This is a genomic window from Halalkalibaculum sp. DA3122, from assembly GCF_043951865.1.
Lineage (GTDB): Bacteria > Bacteroidota > Rhodothermia > Balneolales > Balneolaceae > JAMQKA01.
Window position 1 is genome coordinate 1 of sequence record NZ_JBINJF010000001.1, and the last position, 15,798, is coordinate 15,798.

General features: G+C 50.2%; 15 protein-coding genes and 5 tRNA genes. 11 read left to right on the plus strand and 9 right to left on the minus strand.

Annotation, left to right across the window (positions count from 1 at the left end):
- The 9 genes from ACG2F4_RS00005 to queA form a co-directional block, all read right to left on the minus strand.
- A partial coding sequence (locus ACG2F4_RS00005) for a GTP-binding protein (protein ID WP_395257691.1) occupies nucleotides 1–95 on the minus strand: 95 nt, incomplete at its 3' end.
- A gap of 73 nt (nucleotides 96–168) precedes the next feature.
- Nucleotides 169–240: transfer RNA gene (locus tag ACG2F4_RS00010), tRNA-Thr, on the minus strand.
- 27 nt (nucleotides 241–267) lie between these two features.
- Nucleotides 268–340, minus strand: a tRNA-Gly gene (locus ACG2F4_RS00015).
- 77 nt (nucleotides 341–417) lie between these two features.
- A tRNA-Tyr gene (locus tag ACG2F4_RS00020) sits at nucleotides 418–500 on the minus strand.
- Nucleotides 501–549: 49 nt separating this feature from the next.
- A tRNA-Thr gene (locus ACG2F4_RS00025) sits at nucleotides 550–621 on the minus strand.
- Between the two features lie 250 nt (nucleotides 622–871).
- Complete coding sequence (locus ACG2F4_RS00030; protein ID WP_395257010.1) at nucleotides 872–1,516, minus strand: DedA family protein; 645 nt, start codon at nucleotides 1,514–1,516, stop codon at nucleotides 872–874.
- Nucleotides 1,517–1,519: 3 nt separating this feature from the next.
- Nucleotides 1,520–2,002 carry a 2-C-methyl-D-erythritol 2,4-cyclodiphosphate synthase gene (ispF, locus tag ACG2F4_RS00035; protein ID WP_395257012.1) on the minus strand — a complete coding sequence of 161 codons (483 nt, stop codon included), beginning with the start codon at nucleotides 2,000–2,002 and terminating at the stop codon, nucleotides 1,520–1,522.
- The gene (gene ispD, locus ACG2F4_RS00040; protein WP_395257014.1) at nucleotides 1,999–2,691 is read right to left on the minus strand and encodes a 2-C-methyl-D-erythritol 4-phosphate cytidylyltransferase; all 693 of its coding nucleotides are present in this window, start codon (nucleotides 2,689–2,691) and stop codon (nucleotides 1,999–2,001) included. Before ispD ends, ispF begins: the two co-directional genes overlap by 4 nt.
- 2 nt (nucleotides 2,692–2,693) lie before the next feature.
- Complete coding sequence (queA, locus tag ACG2F4_RS00045) at nucleotides 2,694–3,740, minus strand: tRNA preQ1(34) S-adenosylmethionine ribosyltransferase-isomerase QueA (RefSeq protein ID WP_395257016.1); 1,047 nt, start codon at nucleotides 3,738–3,740, stop codon at nucleotides 2,694–2,696.
- A 110-nt stretch (nucleotides 3,741–3,850) separates the two neighbouring features.
- Here queA and ACG2F4_RS00050 point away from each other — a divergent pair.
- The 11 genes from ACG2F4_RS00050 (at nucleotide 3,851) to ACG2F4_RS00100 (ending at nucleotide 15,776) form a co-directional block, all read left to right on the plus strand.
- Nucleotides 3,851–3,938 (plus strand) — tRNA-Ser (locus ACG2F4_RS00050).
- A gap of 415 nt (nucleotides 3,939–4,353) precedes the next feature.
- The gene (locus ACG2F4_RS00055) at nucleotides 4,354–4,848 is read left to right on the plus strand and encodes a hypothetical protein (protein ID WP_395257017.1); all 495 of its coding nucleotides are present in this window, start codon (nucleotides 4,354–4,356) and stop codon (nucleotides 4,846–4,848) included.
- A gap of 30 nt (nucleotides 4,849–4,878) precedes the next feature.
- Complete coding sequence (locus tag ACG2F4_RS00060; RefSeq protein WP_395257019.1) at nucleotides 4,879–5,328, plus strand: LytR C-terminal domain-containing protein; 450 nt, start codon at nucleotides 4,879–4,881, stop codon at nucleotides 5,326–5,328.
- Between the two features lie 4 nt (nucleotides 5,329–5,332).
- Nucleotides 5,333–5,752, plus strand: a complete 420-nt coding sequence (rsfS, locus tag ACG2F4_RS00065) for a ribosome silencing factor (RefSeq protein WP_395257020.1) — start codon at nucleotides 5,333–5,335, stop codon at nucleotides 5,750–5,752.
- A gap of 18 nt (nucleotides 5,753–5,770) precedes the next feature.
- Nucleotides 5,771–6,187: a hypothetical protein gene (locus ACG2F4_RS00070; RefSeq protein WP_395257022.1), complete on the plus strand. Its 417-nt coding sequence runs from the start codon at nucleotides 5,771–5,773 to the stop codon at nucleotides 6,185–6,187.
- A 6-nt stretch (nucleotides 6,188–6,193) separates the two neighbouring features.
- Nucleotides 6,194–7,168: a 2-hydroxyacid dehydrogenase gene (locus tag ACG2F4_RS00075; protein WP_395257024.1), complete on the plus strand. Its 975-nt coding sequence runs from the start codon at nucleotides 6,194–6,196 to the stop codon at nucleotides 7,166–7,168.
- 37 nt (nucleotides 7,169–7,205) lie between these two features.
- Nucleotides 7,206–11,090, plus strand: coding sequence for an ATP-binding protein (locus ACG2F4_RS00080; RefSeq protein ID WP_395257026.1), 3,885 nt, complete (start codon nucleotides 7,206–7,208; stop codon nucleotides 11,088–11,090).
- A gap of 176 nt (nucleotides 11,091–11,266) precedes the next feature.
- Nucleotides 11,267–12,613, plus strand: a complete 1,347-nt coding sequence (locus ACG2F4_RS00085; RefSeq protein WP_395257028.1) for an MATE family efflux transporter — start codon at nucleotides 11,267–11,269, stop codon at nucleotides 12,611–12,613.
- A 179-nt stretch (nucleotides 12,614–12,792) separates the two neighbouring features.
- Nucleotides 12,793–13,902: a type III polyketide synthase gene (locus ACG2F4_RS00090; RefSeq protein WP_395257030.1), complete on the plus strand. Its 1,110-nt coding sequence runs from the start codon at nucleotides 12,793–12,795 to the stop codon at nucleotides 13,900–13,902.
- A gap of 7 nt (nucleotides 13,903–13,909) precedes the next feature.
- Nucleotides 13,910–14,608: a methyltransferase domain-containing protein gene (locus tag ACG2F4_RS00095; RefSeq protein WP_395257032.1), complete on the plus strand. Its 699-nt coding sequence runs from the start codon at nucleotides 13,910–13,912 to the stop codon at nucleotides 14,606–14,608.
- On the plus strand, nucleotides 14,595–15,776 hold the full coding sequence (locus ACG2F4_RS00100) for an FAD-dependent oxidoreductase (RefSeq protein ID WP_395257034.1): 1,182 nt from the start codon (nucleotides 14,595–14,597) through the stop codon (nucleotides 15,774–15,776). The genes ACG2F4_RS00095 and ACG2F4_RS00100 overlap by 14 nt, the downstream gene beginning before the upstream one ends.
- The last annotated feature ends 22 nt before the right edge of the window (nucleotides 15,777–15,798 follow it).

Consider the following 15,798-nt stretch of genomic DNA (forward strand, 5'->3'; position numbering starts at 1 on the left):
ATGGCCGCCGTCAGGGTCGTCTTGCCGTGATCCACATGACCTATCGTTCCTATGTTTACATGCGGCTTCGTTCGCTGAAAGGTTTCTTTTGCCATGATTAATATTCTTGCGTTAAATGTTTATTAATACAAACGTTCTAAAGTTGAACCGAGCTGGCAACAGCGTATGAGCCGTTAGTCGGATTTGAACCGACGACCCCTTCCTTACCATGGAAGTGCTCTACCCCTGAGCTATAACGGCTTAACTGCAGCAAAATGATTTTCAAAGAGCGGGCGACCGGAGTCGAACCGGCAACATTCACCTTGGAAGGGTGACACTCTACCAATTGAGTTACGCCCGCTTCTGAAATTATTGAATGATTGAATCAATGAATGATGGAAAACTTCATCACATTCAATCATTCACCAATTCGTACTGTGGGGGGAGTAGGATTCGAACCTACGAAGGCTCACGCCAACAGATTTACAGTCTGCCCCAGTTGGCCACTTTGGTATCCCCCCAATCGGTTTCAACATGTCAAAAAAAACAAGACGCTTTGGCGCCAACATGAGCCAGCGGCCGGATTTGAACCGACGACCGGCTGTTTACAAGACAGCTGCTCTACCCCTGAGCTACGCTGGCTTATGTTGGAACTCAAAAAATCTTAATTAACAAATACTGATCCAACTATCTTATTCATACATAAAACAAGAAAAAAAACACCATGCAATGCAATATATTGAAAAGACAGTACCGCCTTTTCAACCGAACAGGAACACAGCATTTTTCGGGTTCAGCCCAGACTCCTATCAACGTCTAAGCGAAAGACTCGAAAACTAAGAACCGTTTCTTTTTTTGTCAACATTAATTTTACGAAAAATTTTACTCCCACCTACACATCACTTTTGACATTTTTTTTCTTCCTAAAATAGTGCATACCAGCTTTTATAAGAATAATTACGGCAATAATTCCCAGTATGATTCTACTGTAAATGCCCAGATACTCTCCGATGATGCGCCAGTTCTCATGGACAATCCATCCAAAGCCGAGCAGGATTGAATTCCACAAAACAGAACTTATCGTAGAACTTACTACGGTCGGGATAACCGGTGTGTGCGATATGCCGGCTGTGAGTGAAATCACTGAACGGGTCCCCGCCAGAAAGCGGTTGGCCAACACTACCCCCTGGCCCCACCGTTGCATCCAGTGCCTTACTTTTTCGACATACTCTACCGGAATAAATCTTACGATCCAGAACCGTTCACGCTGCTGCTGAATTTGAGTACCCCAGTGGCTTCCCAGCCAGTACATTGTCATAAATCCAATGACCGATGCGACGGTTGTAAGTAACAAAACCGGCACCAGGTGAATAATATTTTCGGCGGCAAGGTATCCCCCAAATGCGACCAGCAGATCGCCGGGTATGGGAGGCAGTACATTTTCGACATACGCTACAACAAAAAATACCGCGTAGATACTTATCGGCGGCAGGACCTTAACCCACTGGATCAAATCTTGTGTAAACTCTTCAAGCATAAATCATTCTTTAAGTATCAGCACGGTTGCGTATGCCGACATGCCCTTTTCCATCCCTTCAAAACCGAGCCCTTCCGACGTTGTGGCCTTGACCGATATCCGACCAATCGACGATTCCAGATCTTCGGCCACGTTCTGCCTCATCTCGGTGATATGGGGAGCCAACCTGGGACGCTCTGCGACGACGGTGGCATCCACATTACTGACGTAAAACTGTTGCTCCTGCAGCAGTGCGCGGCATTTTCGCAACAAAATACGGCTGTCAATATCTTTAAATGAGGCGTCATCATCGGGAAACTGCTGCCCGATGTCGCCCAGGGCTGCCGCTCCCAGCAGGGCGTCGCATACAGCGTGAAGCAGTACGTCGGCATCGGAATGCCCGGCCAGCCCCTTTTCATGGGGAATAGTGACGCCGCCAACAACCAACGGGCGCCCCCTCACCAGCTTGTGCACATCGTATCCATGACCGACTCGTATATCTTTCATTTTCCTTTTTCCTCCAATAACAGCCTGGCCAGTTTCAGATCAACAGGATAGGTAATTTTAAAGTTATCACGATCGCCCTTCACCATCTTTACGGGGTACCCGCTCCGCTCCACCAGGGAGGCATCATCCGTCCCGATAAAACCCTCTTTAAAAGCACTTTCATAGGCCTCCAGTAAAACGTGTTTTTTAAAAATCTGGGGCGTCTGGGTTTGCCACAACCAACGTCGGTCCGGCGTTTCCGTGACGAGCTGGCTTTCATCCACTTTCTTGATCGTATCTTTTGCAGGCACCCCGACGATAGCTCCGCCAATCTCCGAAGCCGCCTTGATACATTGCCCAATCACCTGTTGGGTGACAAATGGGCGAACAGCATCGTGCACAGCGACCAAATCGACAGTTGCTGTCTGCCTCAAAGCGTTATAAATAGAATGCTGCCGCTCTGTGCCTCCCTGCACGCAGACGTAGCTGATATTTTCAGGCAGCGAGCGTTTCAGGATCGAGCGGGCGACATCCTCATACTCGGTGGTGGTAGCCACCACTATCTGCCGAACCTGAGACAGCGGGACAAACCGGGTGATGGTGTGCTCCAGGATCGTTTTTCCCGCAATACTGATAAACGGTTTGGCAGTGGTGCGATTCAGCCGCTCCCCCGATCCCGCAGCCGGAATAATCAGTGCAACAGAATCCACTGCTATAGAATTATTATTGCATCTCCGAAGGCGAAGAAACGATAATCCTTTTCCTGGGCTTCTTCATACGCTTCCATGAGAAAATCGTAGCCCGCAAACGCGGCTCCAAGCATCAACATGGTAGACTCCGGCCGGTGAAAATTGGTAATTACAGCTTCCGTGATCTTGAAGTCGTAGGGAGGATAAATGAACTTGTCGGTCCACCCCGTGCTCGGCTTTGAGATTCCACTGGCAGTGATACTTGTTTCGATGGTCCGTACAGACGTTGTGCCGCAGGCAACCACTTTTTTATCCTTGCTCTGTAGCGCTTCATTAATCTTGGCAGAGGTTTCTTCGGAAATAAAGTAGTTTTCTGAGTCCATCCGGTGCTTCGTAAGGTCTTCAACCTCAACCGGCCTGAACGTTCCCCAGCCGATATGCAGCGTTATTGGAAGCAGTTCAACTCCTTTGTCCTCGAGCTTTTCCACCAGTTCGTGCGTAAAGTGCATGGCCGCAAAAGGCGCCGCCACGGCCCCTCGCTCCTTGGCAAAAATACTTTGATAGCGCTCCTTGTCCTCCTCTACGGGATCCCGCTCGATATAGGGTGGAAGCGGCATTTCCCCGATTTCATCCAGCCTTGCATACAGCTCTTCGTTGGTTCCCTCAAAAAGGAACCGGATCGTACGCCCGCGCGAGGTCGTGTTGTCGATCACCTCGGCCATCAAATCTTCCCCGAAATAGAGTTTATTCCCGATCCGAATTTTCCGCGCAGGTTCAACCAGCACATCCCAGAGCTTGTTTTCCGGCATCAACTCGCGCAACAGGAAAACCTCGATATCGGCCTCCGTCTTCTCTTTTTTTCCCTTGAGGCGGGCTGGAAAAACCTTGGTATCATTATAAATTAATACATCTCCTTCGTTCAAATACTTGTGGATATCAGCAAATGTCTCATGTTTGATCGACTGGTCTTCCCGATTGAGAACCATCAATTTAGCTGCATCTCTTGGCTCAACAGGTTCCTCAGGAACATTGAATTCATCAGTTTCAAACTTAAAATCAGTTAATTTCATTCTTTAACAGCGGACTTTTATTTGAGTTGAATTACCTTTATCTTCCGAAGATTGAAAGCCTGTAAATATACTCCATTTTATCTGCCAGGACAAGTTTTCTATTCCCCGTCGGAGGTGTGCCAGAGCGGTCGAATGGGGCGGTCTCGAAAACCGTTGAGCCGTTTTACGGTTCCGGGGGTTCGAATCCCTCCACCTCCGCACTCGTTCTTCAGAGCGAAACATCTATTGCCTTTTCCATTCTCTAACGTATTCTCTGACCCCGGCAAACCTGTTTCCCGCTTGGCCAATTATTAATAAAAAAACGTATATGATCGGCAGGTCGACCTCTCCACACCTTTGCGTTCCCAAAAGCGTCCTGCTCTTGCACCTGAAACAGCAAGAACAGTACTTTGTGCTTAGGAAGGCGTTGAAAAATTTTAACTGCCATCTACCAGCAAGGCCCTTTACCTGGTGCCACAACACGTTATTTTCCGGAAGTACCATACACTTACATTTTTTTTCCAAAAGTACATCAATCTCTTTCCAATTCTGCAACTCTTTGTTATAATTAAATGTTACTGCATTACGTTGACGAGTATACTCGCAAGGACAGCACTTTTAAAATCATCGATTTATGAAAACCACAGGTTTAGCAATCGCTTTTACGCTCTCTCTTTTTGTTATTTCTGCCATAACCGCTTATGGACAGTTCAGGGACCAGGAACATAACCAGGATTTTACGGGACCGCTGGTGCAGCAACAGCGCAGCGAGGCCGGGAACTGGTCGAACCTGTTCAACATGAAAATGAGTCACTCTTATTCGATGTCGTTTATGAGCATGGGCGGCCAATACCGCAATGTAAACGCCTACACCAACAGCATGGATTTCTTTTTCTCGGACCGGCTGACGGGGGAGCTCGACATTTCACTGATGCACTCCCCGTTTGGGCAGGGATTTTCCAACACCAACAATCAGCTCGGGGCTGATATCGTCATTCGGAATGCCGCCCTTAATTACCAGCTGAGCGAGAAAAGCCATATTACCATTCAATTTCAGCAGCATCCCGGTTCTTTCTATTCACCATACGGGGGAAATCCTTATAATCCTTTTGGATACAACAGATATTAACATCCCAATTAGCCTGCTTGCCGAGAGCGCATGACAAAACCCGATACCGATAACAATCTGGCCCTGAATGCAGTTATTGGTTTCCTGAGCCTGCTGTTGGTTATCCTGCTTATAGCTCTCGGAACCCGCGTTCTTTTTCCACGCATTGAAAATCAACGTTCAGAACAAACAGCCGAGCTGATAGGAGATATTATCCAAATAGAGGTACTGAACGGCTGCGGTGTTTCCGGGCTGGCCAATGATTTTACCTCACTCCTGCGCAAAAACGGATTTGATGTAGTTGAAACCGGAAATTTTGAAAACTTTGATCTTGAGGAAACCATTGTCGTAGCGCGTACTTTCAACAAAGAAAATGCACAGCGTGTTGCAGAAGCACTCGGCATCGAAGAAAAAAACATCATTATTGAAGCTTCTGATGATTTTTACCTGGATGCCACTGTCGTAATCGGCTCCGACTATCAATCACTAACCATACAATGACCATATGACCCAAAACGCCCGAACGAAGAAAGATGAGCAACAGTTTACCGCGGTAAACTCTTCCAAGACAGCTGATACCGACCAGCTGACAACCGTTATCACGGATGCACTTCTCGAAAAAAAGGGAGAGGAAATCACTATTCTGGATGTCCACGAGCTGACCACCCTGACTGATAAATTTGTGGTATGTCACGCCTCCTCCGATGTACAGATCAAGGCACTGGCCAACAACGTGCTGCAGGCTACCAAAGAAAAACTGGGAGAAGCGGTCTGGAAGGAAGAGGGACGCGACTCTCGCCGGTGGGTGATTCTTGACTACGTGAATGTGGTGGTCCATATTTTCAAAAAAGAACTTCGCGATTACTATGCACTCGAACGAATGTGGAATGATGCTGAAGTCACAAGAGTCGAAGACAGCGAGTAATACATGTTCAAATTTGGTTTGTCTTTTATTCCACTTTTCGTGGTTTTGCTGCTCGGCTGCGGCTCTTCACACACAAAAAACTCGATTCCAGAAGCCTATTCCAACCAGGTTGAATTGAAACCGGCTGCCGATCTTGAAAATACGGTTGAATCGACGGTTTATATCGATTCAGTACAGGTGTATGAGTCGGATGATCGGCTTTCTCTGCTCGTTTTAGGGGCTTTTCCCGATGGTTGCACAAGCATTGGTGAGGCTGATTTCCAGACCCGGGCCGACACAATTTCATTATCACTGAGTACCTGGCGAAATCCTGATCAGGCTTGTACCCAGGCATTGGTCGCTTTTTCATTTATCTATCGAAAAATTCCCGAACCCGTACTCCGGGAAGCCCGCGTCGTCAACATTAACGGAACAGATTACTCCTTAACCCAATAATATTTCATGTCGTACCGCATCCTCATTACCGAACCGATCGTAGATTCTGTAATCGAAAAACTTGAAGAGCATTACGAGGTAGTCGTGGGAACTCGCGGCCAATACAGTGATGAGGAAACGCTTGTTCAGGCGATCCCCGAATTTGACGCACTCCTGCCGATGCTCTCTTGTCCTGTAACCGAACGGGTGCTGCGCGCGGGATCCCGGCTAAAGATTGTGGCAAATCATGCGGTCGGCTATAACAACATCGATGTTGAGGCCGCGCGGCAGGAAGGAGTAAAAGTAGCCAACACGCCCGGCGTACTTAGTGAATCGAGTGCGGACTGTGCAATGGCCCTGATGCTGGCGGTGGCTCGAAAAATCGTGGACGCCCAGCAATTTTTATACGACGGTAAATTTGACGGGTGGGACCCCCTCGCTTTTTTGGGAATGGAACTGAACGACAAAACCCTGGGTATTTTCGGGATGGGGCGCATTGGCACCGCAGTTGCCCGGCGGGCCCGCGCTTTTGGGATGCATATCACATATCACAACCGAAGCCGCGTGGACGAGGAAACCGAACAGAAGCTGGAAGCTGAATTTATTCCCGAACTGGACACCCTGGTTGAACAGGCGGATGTGCTCAGCCTCAATTGCCCGCTTACTGATGAAACGCATCACGCCATCGATGCCGGGATGCTCGAGCGAATGCCTGACCACGCCCTGCTTATCAATACCGCAAGAGGTCCGGTGGTCGATGAAGCCGCCCTGGCCGAAGCCCTCCATAACGGTACCATAGGGGGAGCAGGCCTCGACGTTTTTGAAGAAGAACCGGAAGTCCATCCCGACCTGCTCTCCGCTCCCAACTGTGTGTTAACGCCCCATATCGCAAGCGCCACGCACGAGACACGCAAAGCGATCGGAATGCTTGCGGCCAATGCCATCATCGGCGTGCTTGAAGGAACTCCTGATGAGGAAATACCAAACTTGATTCAGGATTAAAATCACCCCATATTTCCATTCTTTACTACATTATGGAATGGAAAAACAGAAACGTGTATACAGTCTTCGCACCCTGTTAGCTGTAGCCGGGGGACTCCTCTGCCTGCTTTTACTCCTCGAGGGGTGGCTCTACCATATCAAGCCCTACCCACCAACCGAGAATATCAGCTACAAAAGCAGCCTGACCGAAGCGGTTGACCGTTATAACGAACGGCACAACCAGCTACTGGATCGAAGTCAGTCCCTTGCAGAACAACTCGAAGCCCAATTGCAGGCCGGGGCCAACCGGCAGGCCCTTTACCAGCTCGTAAAACAGTATTCATCCTTTTGGGGAACAACGCTTTTTAACGATGCCGGTGTGCCCCAGGTCTGGAGCGGATTTTCGCTATCCAGCTATCCCGGCGAGTTTATTCCCGCTTCTGCCGGAGACGGGCCGTTTGTGGATGTGATCAAACAGAATAACGTTATCTCCTTTTTGTGTCGCATTCCTTTTGCCGTGGAAGACAGCAGTGGTGCGGTCGAATATGAACTGTTGACAACCCAGAGAATCAGGCAGACCAACGCCCTGCCTATAGGTGAGAGCCATGAATTTGACCTGCTTGCCGAACAAGAGCTCTCGCTGCAGTACCCGGCTGAACTCTCTTTTTTTGAGACTTTCCCCGACTCTGCACTCGGATTCCGCGTGTTGTCTACCCAAAGCCGGGATTCAGTCGGGGTAGCCTACATTCCGCCCGGCATATACGGGCAAACAGATCAGCAGTGGCAAGAAAAAGCCTGGTTTTGGCGATCTCTTCTGGGCGTCATTGCCTATATCGCGATCATGATACTGCTGTATCGCCGGCTGAGCCCCCGTCGCTCGTGGAGTGCGGCCGCCCTCCGCCTTTTAATTATTGTAGGATCATGGCTCCTGTTCAGGGCCCTCCATATTCCTGAACAATGGTTCCTCAACATTTCCGAAAACGGGGGCTCCTCTCAGCTGAATATTATACTGCTGGCCCGGGAGAGTATATTCCTTTTTTTGACTGCAGAAGCCGTTGTGCGTTCGCTATACCATAAAATTGAATCATTCGATGACTCCAACTTTATACGCACCATGTTCAGTGCGGCGGTGTTTGGTCTTGCCGGGGTTGGATTTATAACGGGCATCATATATGAAAGCTACCGCTTGCTGATCCAGATCGATATTTCGCTCTTTGATCTGCAAATCTTTCCTTCACTTGAAACATTTGTTGTCTACATCAGCCTGGCCCTGCTGTTTTATGCCGTTATCTATGCACTGGCCGGACTGGGATATGTTCTGTTAAAAGTGGAATCCGGGCCCTACAAGCTGGTGTTGATCATCGCATTTTTCAGTTTTTTTATCGGGCTGATGTTCCTGCAGTTATACCTGCCCGACGCCATCTCGTTAAACTGGGCCACCTGGTTATCGCTTGCCATATTTACCGGGGTGTTGGTTATTTCCGCATTCCGTGCCCGATTTTCCTATTTTCCCGCTTCTTTTTCTGTAATAAGAGCCACGACCCTGGGAACCTTCCTTGTTACACTGGCCTGTTATCCTGTCCTGCAAAATGCGCAGTTTGTGAGAATGGACAACGATTTGCTCGAACGCGTCCGTTCCTATCATGGCAAGGAAGATACGACGGCCCGGCAGGCAACCCGGCAGATGCTTGTCACCCTCGAAAATCACTTCAGGGGTACCACCCCCAGTGACCTGGGTGAACGCATCCCGTTCCTGCAATCGAGATTTACGCAGACAATTGAACAGGCGCTGACTCCCCGGCTCAGGAGCTACTCGTTCAACGTTCAGCTGATCAGGCCATCCGGAGAACTAATTGCGGATTACTCCACCGATTTAAACGCCCCAAACTGGACAACAGTTTTTGACATGAGTGACCTGTCGGCGGTCACTGAAATCGAACGGATCAGCAAGTCCAACAACCGACCCATCGTTCAATTGCCGGAATTGGAAAACAGCGATCGCTACGAAACCTTCTACCGTGGGTGGATCCCCATTTTCAGCCCTGACAGCGACGAGCAGATCGCCTGGATCCTTTGTTCGGTCTACCGCGAACATCCCGACTTCAACAAGCCGATCCGTGCCGTGCTCGCCTCGCTCACTTATACCAACTGGGATGACTCCTACGTAGTCCTTGAATACCAGGAAGGGGCGCTTGTCCATACCGCCAAGCATGGGTTGGCTGGTCATTTCCCTCGTTTTCATACGCTCCGGGATGCCGAACTGAACGCCCTGTCCTCAGACTCCGTACTCTTCTACTCAAGCAGCGAATTCCAGCAGACCTACCGCAACGTACTGGTTCAGACCGGCCGGGATAGCGTGCTGAAGGGCAACAGCGTGTACCCAAATACCAACAACAAGCTCTTTGCCTTCTTCCGGTTCAGTTTTTCTGTGCTTCTTGTCGGGCTGATTTTTATCCCTCTTTACCTCCTGGTTACTGCTGGAAGAGCGGCCCTGAGACACTCTAATCAACGATTTGAATACCGGATCTTTGACAGCTTCCTGATTGCCACCCTCTTGTTTCTCGGCTTGCTGATCGCTACCACGCATTACGCCATTCACACCCAGAATAAAGAAATTGTACGCCAGGACCTGTTTGAAAAGCTAGACAAGCTGGCTACCGCAGCTCAAACCAATATCGATTCCATCGATCGTATTGGTTTGAGCACCAGTTTTTCGATGCAGCCCCTGGTAGCCCCGTTAAACGTGGATGCCGCCTACTACAAAGACAAACTGCTGGCGGAATCTACCACGCCCCAGATCTATCAACAAAATTTATTGCCCTCTGTGCTGCCCTTTGATGTATACAACGATCTGTACCTGCGTCAGAAAAGCCAGGTTACCGGTACTGTTCAGCTGGCTTCACAAAATTTGCTTATCGGCTACCAATCCCTGCTTTCGGAAGAGGGCGATCCCGTTGGGGCTGTAGCCATTCCCACGTTCCTGGAGTCACCGAAATATGACCAGCAGCTCCTGGAGACCACCAGCTACCTTGTTGTCTTTTACCTGTTCACGTTTGGAATTTTCATCCTCGCCACCACGATGATTGCCAAACGCGTGACCCAGCCCCTGCGCTCCATCCAGGAGGGACTCAACAAGATTTCAGAAGGCAAGCTGGACACAAAAATTCCCGTCAAGTCGGAGGATGAGATCGGGTTGCTGGCCGGGGCCTACAACGAAATGGTGGAACGACTCAAAGAGGTGCGCAACGAGCTGGCTATCGCCGAGCGCGAAGCGGCCTGGAAAGAGATGGCCCAGCAGGTGGCCCACGAAATAAAGAACCCGCTCACGCCGATGAAGCTCAATATTCAACACCTGGAGCGCCAACTGGCCAACGGCACGCAGGATCTCGACCAGCTTACCTCCAGCATAAAAAAAATAACGGGGAACCTGACCGAACAGATTCAAACCCTCAACAACATAGCCTCCGATTTTTCCAAATTCTCCAAACCGATAGACCAGGAATTCTCCAGGATCGATGTAAACTCTATTCTGCACTCTGTGGCTGACCTCTACCAGCAGGATGAGAAAACCCAGATCGAAATGCAGCTTACCGGCTACTCAATCCACGTAAGCGGCGTGGCGGACGAACTCAGGCGCGTATTCATAAACCTCGTAAAAAACGCTTTTGAGGCGATGCCGGACGGCGGAGGCAGAATTACCATAAAAAGCTATATCAGGCAAGGCAGTGCATTCATTGAGATCGAGGACAACGGGAACGGCATTTCCGAAGAGGACAAGTCCAAAATATTTGTTCCAAATTTTTCCACCAAATCCAGCGGAACCGGGCTGGGATTGGCGATCAGTAAAAAAATTATTGAGGCACACGACGGCTCCATCACCTTTGCCTCGATTGAGGGCAGGGGGACCACCTTTGTAATCAAACTCCCGCTCTGGAAAAAATAACGGGCTCATTTCCCCTTCTACAACAGGGACCTCATTGGGCACACCACCAACATTCGATTGCACATTTATACTGAAAAACTCCGTGTCCTCCAGTTAAATTTCCCCGATCCTTCCTTTTTCGCTCTGATATTCCTACCATGTGCGTTCGTTAAAACTGCACAGCTTTCCGTGATATTTTGATCTCTTCAATCTGGCCAAATCAACAGAATTTAAGGAGTGAAGTCTCCAAAACGCTCATGATCGGGGGACCGGTCATCATAGCGCAGCTTCTGCAAATGTCAATGAATTTTGTGGATACTGTCATGGCCGGGAATCTCTCCGCACAAGACCTGGCAGCCATTGCGGTTGGGGGAGCCATCTATTTCCCCTTCATTATGCTGGCAGCGGGCGTGCTCATGGCCCTCACTCCTATTGTAGCTCAACTGAGGGGCGCCCGGAATTTCGGTGATATCGGGCGAAATGTGCGGCAGGGATTGTGGCTCAGCCAAATACTGGCACTCCCTTTTTTCTTTATCATCCGGAACCTGGGCGTATTAATGTCCCTGATGAATGTCACCCCGGAAATAATCCCCGTAGCCCTCGGTTATCTCGACGCCATCTCCTGGGGGGTGTTTCCCATCTTCGCCTATATGGCTCTTCGTTTTTTTAGTGAAGGACTCTCCATTACCCGGCCGGGCATGTACTTTGCCCTGGTGGGCGTATTTGTAAATATCGCGGGCAACTACGTGTTGATGTATGGCAAGCTCGGGTTCCCGGAAATGGGTGCCGTTGGCTGCGGTTATGCTTCCTCGCTGGTTGCATTTGTGATGTTTGGCTGCATGCTCCTATTTACTGCCACATTTGATACCTTCAAACGGTTTGAACTGTTCAGTTCTTTCAAGCTGCCCGAGTGGAGCTACCTGAAAGAGGTGTTATCGGTAGGAGTGCCCATCGGGATAAGCTCGGCGATGGAGGTTACCATGTTTGCGGTCGTCAGCCTGCTGATGGGAACGCTGGGGACGCATACGGTAGCCGGGCACCAGATCGCCATCAATTTTGCAGCCATGACCTTCATGGTTCCCCTCGGGCTTGCCACGGCCATCACCACGCGGGTGGGTAATGCGGCCGGCGCCCGCTCCTTTGCCGAGGCTCGCAAACGCGGGCTCCTCGGGGTGGGGATGTGCGTCATCTTCATGAGCTTTACGGCCCTTCTCATGTTCACTTTTCCGGAGCTTATTACCGGAATCTACACTGATGATTCTTCAGTCCAGTCTGTTGCCGTGGAACTTCTTTACATGGCTGCCATCTTCCAGATCTCTGATGGTCTGCAAGTCGGTGGATTTGGTGCCCTGCGTGGACTCAAAGACACCAAAATACCGATGTACGTAAACCTCATCTCCTACTGGATTGTGGGGCTTCCACTCGGCTACTACCTGGGCATCATACAGCAAATTGGTCCCCAGGGACTGTGGATGGGGCTCATCGCCGGGCTCAGTATTGCGGGCATCCTGCACAACCTGCGGTTTCACTATCTCACAAAATAGCACCTGGAGAGAACCTTCCATGCCAATGTTTCGTTAAAAGCCTATGTATTCCTATACTAAATTAATGTGGCAGGTGGTAAAAATTACATAACCCAGGGTTATCTAACGTTGACGAGTAAGTAGTAATCATTTGATAAACCCGATCTTACTCGTTACTTATTACTTCTTATCCAATCAATATGGCTGCATTTATCCAGAATATTGCTACCACGGTACCCGAACAAATTTATCAACAGGATTTTCTGCGCGATAAAATGAAGGAGTATGTGGATGGGGATCGGGTCACGCGCAGTATCATCCACCGCATCTACTCCCAGTCAGGCATCGACAAGCGACATACCGTAGTTAATGATTTCAATGCCAACGGAGATCCACGCCTTTTCTTTCAGCAAGATGGATCTTTGGCGGCACCCTCTACCGGCACGCGGAATCAGCTGTATACCAAACACGCCAAAAAGTTGTTTGTGGATGTGGCCCGTTCACTGATCGGGGAAAACCCGCAGCTACAGGCCGGTGACATCACGCATGTGATAACGGTTTCCTGCACCGGTTTTTTCGCGCCGGGACCCGGCTACGAAATTGTCAAACAGCTTCAGCTGAATCCTTCAACGCAGCGTTTTCACCTGGGATTTATGGGATGTTTTGCCGCCTTTCCGGCCCTCAAGATGGCAAAGTCATTTTGTGAGGCACAGGAAAACGCAGTGGTCATGATCATCTGCCTGGAACTTTGTACCCTCCATTTTCAGCGGTCACAAGATACCGACAACCTGATCTCTGCTTCTGTTTTTGCCGACGGTGGAGCCGGTGCCATTGTCAGTGCCCGTTCTCCACGAAAAGAGGAAACCACTTTTGAGATAGATAATTTTGCAACCTCCATCATTGAGCAGAGTGAGAAGGATATGGCGTGGACCATCGGGGACACCGGGTTTGACATGATCCTTTCAACCTATGTCCCGGAGCTTATTGAATCGAACCTGCGTTCTTCTCTGGAACCCCTGCTGAAGACCTATAACATCGATCTGCAACAGATCGACCATTGGGCGATCCACCCCGGGGGCCGCGCTATCCTGGACAAGGTGGAACAGAACCTCGGAATCCGGCCGACACAACTAGCCTCCTCCCGATCGGTACTGGCCGAATACGGCAACATGAGCAGCGCCACGATTTTATTTGTACTCAAGCACCTGCTGGAACAACCGATGCAGCAAGAGAAGGAATCAGTGCTTGGCATGGCCTTTGGCCCCGGACTGACGGTAGAAAGCGGACTTTTCCTCAAACAGAAGGGATAGAGAAAACATGCCGCTATATCTCAAGGAACGAGACCTGCATACCCAAGAACGGATGGATGACCCCCTGTGCGATCGTGATACACTCTTCAATACCTACCGGCAGTTTCGCCTCATCAACCGGCTTGTTTCCCGGTGGAAGTCTATCTATAAAAAGTACATTCGCCCTTATGCCCTTTCGCACGGGCGTTCATGCAGCATCCTGGATATCGGTTTTGGCGGCGGAGATATCCCGATAACACTCGCCAGGTGGTGCGCCAACGACAATATCACCCCACGGATCGTTGCCATCGAAACCGATGACCGTGCGTTCGAATTTGTCCGGGAGCTCAATGCCCCCGACACGGTCTCCTTTCGGCTGGCTTCCTCCACTGCGATGGCAGCACGAAAAGTGCGCTATGATTTCGTCATTTCCAACCACCTGCTCCACCACCTGGAAGCGAACCAGGTGCGAACGGTACTCCACGAGGCCCGTATATTGTGCAGACACAGGGTGTTGTTTAACGATATCAAACGCAGTGATATCGGGTACCTCCTGTTCAACCTGCTTTCTCGTCCCCTGTTCAGGAACTCTTTTATCACCGAAGATGGCCTGACCTCGATAAAGCGAAGTTATACCCATAAAGAGCTGGAAAAAAGTGTGCCTGAGGGATGGCAGGTGCATTCTCTTTTTCCCTATCGGCTGCTTCTGACTTATGAGCATGAATAAACTCAACAAAGCGTACCCGGTTGCCATAGTCGGTGGAGGTCCCGTCGGGCTGTTCCTGGCCATCTTACTTCGCCTTCGGAATATCGATTGTGTTGTCCTTGAAAAACGAACTTCGCGGATCACCCACTCCCGGTCACTGGGTATACATCCCGTTTCACTGGAGCTGATGGAAGAAATCGGCCTGGCAAATCCACTGATCGAGGAGGGAATCAAGATCAGGCGGGGAATGGCATGGAGTGATCACAAAAAATTAGGCGTACTCTCGTTCGAAAGCTGCCCGGGCCCATATCGCTTTGTACTCTCCCTGCCGCAGTACAAAACCGAACAGCTGCTGGAAAATAAACTAAACAACATTGATCCCCGGTGCCTGGTCCGCGGAGCCCGGCTAGCGGGACTCAAACAGAACCGAACCTCCGTTGATCTTTCCATCCAGTCAGAGGGGCGTGGCGGGCAGTCCTGTTCAATACGCTGCAATTTGCTGGTGGGCTGCGATGGCAACAACAGTTTTGTCCGAAACGCGGCGGGGTTCTCCTTCGATGGCAAGCAGTATCCCGATACCTATGTCATGGGAGACTTCTCTGACAACACCGACCTGGGAAATGCCGCCGGAATATTTCTCCACAGCGCCGGCTTAATCGAAAGTTTCCCGCTGGGACGGGAGCGGCGCCGCTGGGTGGTAAAAACGGATCATTTTATCCCATCGCCGGATCGAACGACGCTCGAAACCATGATACGGCGGCGGATCAACCATGAGCTGAGTGGTACGACCAATTACATGCTAAGCAGTTTTGGAGTCCAAAAATATCTCGCCAACCCGATGGCCAACCGCCGCATTTTTCTGGCAGGAGATGCCGCCCACATTATCAGTCCCATAGGCGGGCAGGGCATGAACCTGGGCTGGTTCGATGCCCACGCCCTGTCCGGTCACCTGAAAAAAATGATTACCGGCAAGGCAGATCCTGCTGAACAGGGTGAACAATACAGTGCATCCAGGAGAAGAGCGGCCCGGAAGGCGGCCCGGCGTGCCGAGCTCAACATGCGGCTTGGGAGGAGTTCACTATTTCCGTATCCCAAAAACGGATTGGTTTGGCTGATGCTTAACACCCCACTCAAACGGCTGATGGCACAGGTGTTTACGATGCGCGGGCTGGATAAGTGGCCCATTTAACATGGTTTGAGCGACCAGAACT

Excerpts from the sequence above, each read along its gene's own strand:
- rsfS (WP_395257020.1), top strand. The coding sequence starts at position 5,333 with ATGACCCAAAACGCCCGAACGAAGAAAGATGAGCAACAGTTTACCGCG.
- ACG2F4_RS00060 (WP_395257019.1), top strand. The coding sequence starts at position 4,879 with ATGACAAAACCCGATACCGATAACAATCTGGCCCTGAATGCAGTTATT.
- queA (WP_395257016.1), bottom strand. The coding sequence starts at position 3,740 with ATGAAATTAACTGATTTTAAGTTTGAAACTGATGAATTCAATGTTCCT.
- ispF (WP_395257012.1), bottom strand. The coding sequence starts at position 2,002 with ATGAAAGATATACGAGTCGGTCATGGATACGATGTGCACAAGCTGGTG.
- ACG2F4_RS00055 (WP_395257017.1), top strand. The coding sequence starts at position 4,354 with ATGAAAACCACAGGTTTAGCAATCGCTTTTACGCTCTCTCTTTTTGTT.
- ACG2F4_RS00075 (WP_395257024.1), top strand. The coding sequence starts at position 6,194 with ATGTCGTACCGCATCCTCATTACCGAACCGATCGTAGATTCTGTAATC.
- ACG2F4_RS00030 (WP_395257010.1), bottom strand. The coding sequence starts at position 1,516 with ATGCTTGAAGAGTTTACACAAGATTTGATCCAGTGGGTTAAGGTCCTG.
- ACG2F4_RS00080 (WP_395257026.1), top strand. The coding sequence starts at position 7,206 with ATGGAAAAACAGAAACGTGTATACAGTCTTCGCACCCTGTTAGCTGTA.
- ACG2F4_RS00095 (WP_395257032.1), top strand. The coding sequence starts at position 13,910 with ATGCCGCTATATCTCAAGGAACGAGACCTGCATACCCAAGAACGGATG.
- ACG2F4_RS00100 (WP_395257034.1), top strand. The coding sequence starts at position 14,595 with ATGAGCATGAATAAACTCAACAAAGCGTACCCGGTTGCCATAGTCGGT.
- ACG2F4_RS00090 (WP_395257030.1), top strand. The coding sequence starts at position 12,793 with ATGGCTGCATTTATCCAGAATATTGCTACCACGGTACCCGAACAAATT.